Origin of the sequence: Pseudomonas syringae pv. cilantro (assembly GCF_001293775.1) — a bacterium.
GTDB lineage: Bacteria > Pseudomonadota > Gammaproteobacteria > Pseudomonadales > Pseudomonadaceae > Aquipseudomonas > Aquipseudomonas syringae_P.
The window spans coordinates 17,711-24,131 of the sequence record NZ_LGLN01000095.1 but is presented as its reverse complement, the minus strand read 5'-3'; the positions used below and the strand labels follow the sequence as shown (position 1 = coordinate 24,131).

9 protein-coding genes and 2 pseudogenes are annotated in these 6,421 nt (G+C 53.4%); 5 read left to right on the top strand and 6 right to left on the bottom strand.

The window, feature by feature from the left end:
* The 4 genes and pseudogenes from ABJ99_RS29450 to istA all read right to left on the bottom strand — a co-directional run.
* A pseudogene (locus ABJ99_RS29450) lies at nt 1-75 on the bottom strand (lytic transglycosylase domain-containing protein); the annotation flags it as partial.
* Between the two features lie 390 nt (nt 76-465).
* The gene (locus ABJ99_RS25495; protein WP_019740455.1) at nt 466-1,113 is read right to left on the bottom strand and encodes a helix-turn-helix domain-containing protein; all 648 of its coding nucleotides are present in this window, start codon (nt 1,111-1,113) and stop codon (nt 466-468) included.
* 410 nt (nt 1,114-1,523) lie between these two features.
* Nucleotides 1,524-2,333: an IS21-like element ISPsy4 family helper ATPase IstB gene (istB, locus tag ABJ99_RS25490; RefSeq protein ID WP_054088150.1), complete on the bottom strand. Its 810-nt coding sequence runs from the start codon at nt 2,331-2,333 to the stop codon at nt 1,524-1,526.
* Entirely contained in the window at nt 2,330-3,355 is a 1,026-nt protein-coding gene (istA, locus tag ABJ99_RS25485; RefSeq protein WP_054088149.1) for an IS21-like element ISPsy4 family transposase, read from the bottom strand. Before istA ends, istB begins: the two co-directional genes overlap by 4 nt.
* 230 nt (nt 3,356-3,585) lie before the next feature.
* Here istA and parA point away from each other — a divergent pair, with 230 nt between their 5' ends.
* Both parA and ABJ99_RS25475 read left to right on the top strand, forming a co-directional pair.
* On the top strand, nt 3,586-4,215 hold the full coding sequence (gene parA, locus ABJ99_RS25480; protein WP_024421519.1) for a ParA family partition ATPase: 630 nt from the start codon (nt 3,586-3,588) through the stop codon (nt 4,213-4,215).
* Nucleotides 4,212-4,442 carry a hypothetical protein gene (locus ABJ99_RS25475; protein WP_019742104.1) on the top strand — a complete coding sequence of 77 codons (231 nt, stop codon included), beginning with the start codon at nt 4,212-4,214 and terminating at the stop codon, nt 4,440-4,442. The genes parA and ABJ99_RS25475 overlap by 4 nt, the downstream gene beginning before the upstream one ends.
* A gap of 53 nt (nt 4,443-4,495) precedes the next feature.
* On the opposite strand, the gene ABJ99_RS25470 is transcribed toward ABJ99_RS25475, so the two are convergent.
* Both ABJ99_RS25470 and ABJ99_RS25465 read right to left on the bottom strand, forming a co-directional pair.
* Entirely contained in the window at nt 4,496-5,005 is a 510-nt protein-coding gene (locus ABJ99_RS25470; protein ID WP_054088148.1) for a GNAT family N-acetyltransferase, read from the bottom strand.
* Nucleotides 5,002-5,283 carry a type II toxin-antitoxin system TacA family antitoxin gene (locus ABJ99_RS25465; RefSeq protein ID WP_019742102.1) on the bottom strand — a complete coding sequence of 94 codons (282 nt, stop codon included), beginning with the start codon at nt 5,281-5,283 and terminating at the stop codon, nt 5,002-5,004. Before ABJ99_RS25465 ends, ABJ99_RS25470 begins: the two co-directional genes overlap by 4 nt.
* Before the next feature lie 351 nt (nt 5,284-5,634).
* Here ABJ99_RS25465 and ABJ99_RS25460 point away from each other — a divergent pair, with 351 nt between their 5' ends.
* The 3 genes and pseudogenes from ABJ99_RS25460 to ABJ99_RS29445 all read left to right on the top strand — a co-directional run.
* Complete coding sequence (locus ABJ99_RS25460; RefSeq protein WP_003381346.1) at nt 5,635-5,892, top strand: FitA-like ribbon-helix-helix domain-containing protein; 258 nt, start codon at nt 5,635-5,637, stop codon at nt 5,890-5,892.
* Complete coding sequence (locus ABJ99_RS25455; RefSeq protein ID WP_054088147.1) at nt 5,889-6,308, top strand: type II toxin-antitoxin system VapC family toxin; 420 nt, start codon at nt 5,889-5,891, stop codon at nt 6,306-6,308. Before ABJ99_RS25460 ends, ABJ99_RS25455 begins: the two co-directional genes overlap by 4 nt.
* A gap of 40 nt (nt 6,309-6,348) precedes the next feature.
* A pseudogene (locus ABJ99_RS29445) lies at nt 6,349-6,421 on the top strand (recombinase family protein); the annotation flags it as partial.

The following is a 6,421-nucleotide window of genomic DNA, read 5'->3' as shown; positions in this document are numbered from 1 at the left end:
GGGAGTAAGCGTGGCGGGATGTATCGAGGGAGCGCATTGCATAGCCAGGGCCAGGAAGGCGCTGGTGGTGAGCATTGCAGGTTCCTTACGTTATGGGAGGTTTCCCGAATGGCCTTGTACAAGGCCATTTGGTGAAACCTCTCGATCTCCCAAAAATGAGATCGAGGGGTCTTAAATCGTATTTCCGGCCGCGACCCTGTCCGCCAGAAAACTTGTTTGGGGCTTTACGCTGCGCACCCTGGGCCAGTTGCCAACCCTCTGAGCCGTTAAGGCCGACCCATCGCTGCCTTGAAAGAGCTGGTTCCTACCAGCAACATTCTGCGCTATTCGCAGAATCAAGGCTGCATTATGAGCAGAACCAATTCTGCGTCAAGTGCAATTTAAGTAAGAAAAAGCCCGCTGTGCGGGCTTATGAGGGTTTGGAGATAGAAGAGCGCTGTTAGAGCAATTAGGAGTAGCCTGGAATCATAGGCCCGACATCCTCGCATCTACTACTCGTCCGATGAAGCGACAGTTACCGTCGATTTCGATGGTCCTGTATTTTTCATTAAGGGGTCGGAGATACCGGTATCCCGCGTCTTCTACATATTGCTTGAAGGTTTTATCACCAGAATCAAGCATTTCGACTACGTAAAATTTTCCATTGATCACTTCGGCATCAGGCTTAACAAGAATCAAGGATCCTTCAGGAAAGCTTGGGTTTCCGGTGCAAGTCATCGAATGGCCGTTAACCATAAGCCAATAAGCTCCGTAACCAGCGTTTTCTGTGGACTGTATCATCCTATGACTTTCTCCGATTTTCCCAGGCGATTCGGTAACTTCCCCCGCTGCTACCCAGCTAATAAGAGGAAATTCACGAGGCTCGCGTATAGGCTGACGCACGCCGGATACGTTATTGGGGTCTGAGTACAGAACTGTTTCCATTTGCTGCTGTGCAGTAAGCTGGATACCTAGCGCCGCCATGATGAGCTTTAGCTTTTCGGGGGTAGTCCCCTGCAAGCCACGCTCGAAACGTGAAAGGTTTCCTGAGTCCGAGCCGATTTGATAGGCAAGCTCCTCTAGGGAAAGCTTTTTTGCCTTACGTGCGTTTCTTATGATTTGTCCTATATCCATAGGGCATGAATTTTCCAGCTACCATGCTTGGTGCGCAAAGTCGTATGCGCAAATTTTGCTTGAATTGATTATGCGCTAATCGCAGAATTCACTGTATTTTCCAATCAGGCAGCACTTATGACACCGCTAAAAAAAGCTCGAACCGCCCGAGGTTGGACCCTAACTGAAGTATCCAACCGTCTCGCTGACGTTGGGGCAGACAGGACAGACACGGGAAACCTTTCCCGAGTTGAAAGGGGTGAGCAACGCGCCTCCACAGCGTTGGCAGAAAATCTTTGCCGCATTTTTGATGGCGAAATTACCGAGCTGCACATCCTATACCCAGAGCGCTATAGGTCAGACTCTGCCAACTGATGCTTATATGTCAACGCCAACTAAAAAGTGACCCCCTTCCGTGCTAAATCGCCAACTTAGTTTTGACCCCCCTCGGGTTCATATTTTCGAGCCGGTTCGGCCCGAGAAGATTTGGTTCCTGCTTTGCGCTTGTCCTTGAGTCGATAGCTTTCACCTGTCATCTGCACGATATGGGCATGATGTAACAGTCTGTCCAGCATGGCCGCTGTCAGTGTTTGATCATCCGCAAAGGTTCCGGCCCACTGGGTAAACGGCAAGTTACTCGTGAGGATCAGGCTGCCTTGCTCGTAGCGCTTGGCGACAACATTGAAGAACAGGTTGGCTTCATCACGACCAAACGGCAGGTAGCCGATTTCATCGATGACCAACAACCCAGGGGCCATCACCACACGACTGAAGTATTCCTTGAGCCGTTCCTGGCGGTGCGCAGCGGTCAGTGGCAGCATCAAGTCAGCCGCCGTGACGAAGCGGGTTTTGATACCGGCCATCACTGCCCGGTAGGCCAGGGCGATAGCCAGGTGGCTCTTGCCTACACCACTAGGCCCCAGGAACACGATGTTCTCGGCACGTCCAACAAAACTCAGTGCTGCCAGCTCCTGGAGCTGTGCCCGGGGGACGCCGGTGGCAAACGCGAAGTCGTATTGCTCCAGCGTTTTCACAGCGGGCAGCGCGGCAGTTTTCAGCAGGGCCTGTCGAGAGCGTTCACTTCGGGCATCGGTCTCGGCAGCCAGCAGCTTTTCGAGGAAGTCGGCAAAGCTGTCTTCGCCGCTTGCTGCTTGTTGGGCCAGGTGCGGCCAGTCCACCCCGACGCGCTCAAGCTTTAGCCCCTTGCATAGTTCTGTCAGGCGAGCATGTTGAAGGTTCATGCTCTCACCTCCAGCAGTTGCTCATAAACCGACAGCGGATGCTGCAAGNAGCTCTCGTACGGCAGGACCCGTCCCAGGCGTAGGCCTTGGGCGGGTTGTGGGCGCAGGCTCTGTGTTGGCAGTGGTAATAGTACCTGCTGCTCTTGGGCCAGACGTACCGCCGGTTGAACACCCGTCGTGCCGTGAATCCGCTGATGAGCGACTTCGTCGAGCCATTGGCCGATATGTGCGTTGGCCGTCACCACATCCAGCGTCAGACCCGCACTCTTGAGCGTAGCGGCCAACGGGGTAATGAAACTGCCCTTCAGATACCCGTTGAAGCGCTCAACCTTGCCCTTGGTCTGGGCACGGTAAGGGCGGCAGACCTTGGGAATAAAACCAAACTCATCGGCCAGCGCAGCCAATCGGGGATGCCAACGGTGCTGGCCCTCCCCAAAAGCATCTCGCTCGGTGATGATGGTTCCGGCGTTATCAAACAATGCCTGCTCGGGCACGCCGCCAAAGTAAGCGAACGCCTCCCGAAGCTCTGTCAGCCAGGCTTCGCTGTCCTCTCGCTCGGAGAAACGGACAAAGCTTGCTCGACTAAAACCAAGTGTCGCCACGAACGCCTTAAGCGGCTGACGGCCTCGTCGAATGGTGGTGAAGTCCACCTGTATCTGCTTGCCGGGCAGTGTCTCGAAACGTACCACCGGCTCTTCTGCCTTACGTTTGAAGGGGCGAATATAAGCCTTCAGACGACTGACGCCGCCGCTGTACCCCAATGCCGTGATCTCACGCAGCAGGACGGTCGCCGGAATCCAGTGTGGGCGCGCCGCCTCAATACGCTCGTGCAGGTAGTCCTTGAAGGGGTCGATTTTGCACGGACGTGCGGGTCTCACCTTGTCACTGGGTAGCGACCGGGCCTTTCGCAGGTACTTGCGCACGGTGTTACGCGAAATACCCAGCTCACGGGCGATGAATTTGATGCCATGGCCCTGACGGGCCAACACTTTAATTTCCACAGACTGCTCCTGGGTCAACATATTGGCAGCTCAAAGCCGCCAGTTTTACCCAGGGGGGTCAATTCTAGGTTGGCGTTAGGGGGTCATTTTTACAGTGGCGGTGACACTTATAGGTAGACGAAAATTTTGGCGGCTCCGTAAGCCCCCACCTAAATAGACGTCCTTCCAGCTTCCTAATAACCTTATTTTCTGTATAATCGTAAATGCGATTAATCTCAAATACGCAAAATCGCATTTACGCAGAGGCCGATATGATAATAGGTGTTTTGAATCAGAAGGGCGGGGTAGGTAAAACGACGCTATCAGTCAATATCGCTGCTGCTCTTGCCAAAAGGGGGGCACGCGTCCTGCTGATTGACGCTGACCCTCAGGGAAGTTCTTTGGACTGGTCAGCAGCCCGCGAAGGTGAACCGCTTTTTTCTGTAGTGGGCCTGCCCCGTGCATCCATTCATAAGGAAATAAGCCAGGTTGGCCAAGGCTATGATCACATCATCATAGACGGCCCTCCACGAGTTACTGACCTTGCCCGCAGTGCGATCATGGCCAGTGACCTCGTGTTGATTCCGGTGCAGCCATCCCCATATGACATTTGGGCAGCTGATGAGGTTGTGAAGCTCGTACAGGAGGCCACAGTATATAAAGAAAGCCTCAAATACGCTTTTGTGGTAAATCGTAAAATCGCAAATACGGCTATAGGTCGCGATGTAGGTGAAGCCCTGGCTGCCTATCCGGTTACTTTGCTGTCAGCAACAATTACACAGCGTGTTATCTACGCCGAAGCAGCAGCGCAAGGAAAAGCCATTTTTGAAATTTCAGCAGAAGGGCCAGCAACGAATGAAATTGAAGCCTTGGTAGCTGAATTGATGGAGTTCGGAAAATGAGCGCGAAGAAAATCTTGATTGGAGCTAAGCCCACCGTCAACGCAGCTGCCGAAGAATGGGTGCAGAACCGTGAGGTCCAGGCCAGCGACAAAGAAGCCAACAAACGCCTGACTATCGACATACCAGAAAGCTTACATCGAGCTATCAAAATACAATGTGCTGAACGTGGTAACCGGATTGCAGATGAAGTGAGAGAACTTCTTTTACAGAAATACGGAAAGCAGTAAATACGATTATAAGTTTTTACTTATTCACGATTATGAGGGTAAACCATGATAAATCAGCGGCTCCCTAGCAAATTTTGGACGGTTGCTAACGCCAAAAATAGGGTATGCGGCGAATCTGGCAATGCAATAAAACCGTGATGCCCATAGAAAGCCACTGCCGCCTCGTCCTTGGCATCCACCATCAGGGCGAAGGCTGCAATCTCCGAACGGATAGCACGGTCGAGCGCATCGGCCAGCAGCGCACCGCCAAGACCTTGCGACTTGAAAGTCTGGTCGACAGCCAAGCGCCCCATACGAACGGCGGGCACGGTCGGATAGCGCGGTAGCTTCTTGCCGATACTGGCCGGAAGATCGGCCAATAATAGGCTTGCTGCTGCCAATGTGTAGTAACCCGCGATGCGCTGCCCGTCTGCTAAAGCCACAAAGCAAGCGGCCACGCGGCGGCGAACGTCTTGGGTGACTTGCTCGCGTAGGTATCGATTTAATGGCTCCGAATCGCTGTTGAATGCCGCGCGATCATGCGTGGCATCGAGCAGCGCGAGCCTGAAGGGTGCAACGCTCATTCAGTGCGCAAGAGCTTGCTGCGATGAGCAAAAGCACGTTCCAAAGCACGGACTGGTTGCGCCGGTGATAGCAGTGCTTGTGCAAAGCAATCCTGATCTGCCAGCGATAGCCGGATAACTTCGGCCTGCTCAATGGCGCGTTGCGCCGCATCCTGCACAGCAGACACCACGAAATCAGTCATGGTACGCCCTTGAAGTTCGGCTGCACGCTTAAGCATCGAATGCAAATCGGTGCTAATTCTGGCTTCTAGACGGGCAGTAGATACGGCAGTGGGCATGATTTTATCCTCCTTGTGCAACTGTACGGCAATTTGCCGTACGAATCTAGATAGGCTTTGGGTGATTCCGGCTTATCTTGACCAGCTCGAACGTTTGTTTGCGTAATGTGCAACGGTCGATTATGCGCAGGGGGAACAAAAACAACCTGAACCATGCCCTTGGCGTTAGGTATGGCTCAAAAGAGTAGTTCTTTCTGGCACGGCTCATTAGGGTTGCCTTTAGGTCAATTGGGCCATGCCTGATATGCTGGGTCTATTTGGGTATACCTAAATAGACCAGCCTAGCATTCTTGATTTATGGTATCAAAAGCATATAGTGATTCCACTGATGGCAAAACTGGTAACTACCAAGTGGCAAACGTGAACGTAAGAAATCTACCCGATGAAGTGCATCGGGCAATCCGCATCCAAGCTGCCCTGCACGGGCGCAGCACCGAGGCCGAAATACGCGACATCTTGGAGCGGGCGGCGAGACCCGAGGGACGTGTGAAACTTGGCTCGTTCCTGGCTTCTATTGCCCGTGAGGTTGGTGGTCTGACCGATAAAGAACACACCTTGTTTGAGAACACGCGCATCACGTCTCCGGCCCGTGCGGTGAGCTTTGAATGATCCTGCTCGATACGAACGTAATTTCAGAACCGCAGCGCCGAGAGCCCAATGCCCACGTCCTTGACTGGATCGACGCACAAGCGCTGGAAACGCTTTATCTGTCTACCATCACCGTAGCCGAGTTGCGTGCTGGTATCGCGCTGATGCCTGTCGGAAAACGCCGGGATAGCTTGCGTGAAAACCTGGAAAAGCACCTGCTGCCGATGTTCGCCAATAGGGTGCTGTCGTTCGATATGACTTGTACGAAGGCTTATGCCAAGCTGCTGGCCAAGTCCCGCGCAGCCGGGTTGGCGGTCGAAACGGCAGATGCCTTCATTGCAGCCATCGCCCTCGCCAACGGCTTCACCGTCGCCACCCGTGACACTGGCCCTTTTGAGGCTGCCGGGTTGAACGTCATTAACCCCTGGGAAGCGTAAACGTAGTGTTGAATCAGGAACGTATCTAAAGGATTAAAGTATGACGACTCTCAACGTTGCGCGGGTGTACCTGCGTGTCAGTTCCGAAGACCAGGACTTGCAGCGCCAAGAAG

Coding starts and splice junctions, on each gene's coding strand:
- ABJ99_RS25455 (WP_054088147.1), top strand. CDS start 5,889: ATGATCCTGCTCGATACGAACGTAATTTCAGAACCGCAGCGCCGAGAG.
- ABJ99_RS25475 (WP_019742104.1), top strand. CDS start 4,212: ATGAGCGCGAAGAAAATCTTGATTGGAGCTAAGCCCACCGTCAACGCA.
- istB (WP_054088150.1), bottom strand. CDS start 2,333: ATGAACCTTCAACATGCTCGCCTGACAGAACTATGCAAGGGGCTAAAG.
- parA (WP_024421519.1), top strand. CDS start 3,586: ATGATAATAGGTGTTTTGAATCAGAAGGGCGGGGTAGGTAAAACGACG.
- ABJ99_RS25495 (WP_019740455.1), bottom strand. CDS start 1,113: ATGGATATAGGACAAATCATAAGAAACGCACGTAAGGCAAAAAAGCTT.
- ABJ99_RS25465 (WP_019742102.1), bottom strand. CDS start 5,283: ATGCCCACTGCCGTATCTACTGCCCGTCTAGAAGCCAGAATTAGCACC.
- ABJ99_RS25470 (WP_054088148.1), bottom strand. CDS start 5,005: ATGAGCGTTGCACCCTTCAGGCTCGCGCTGCTCGATGCCACGCATGAT.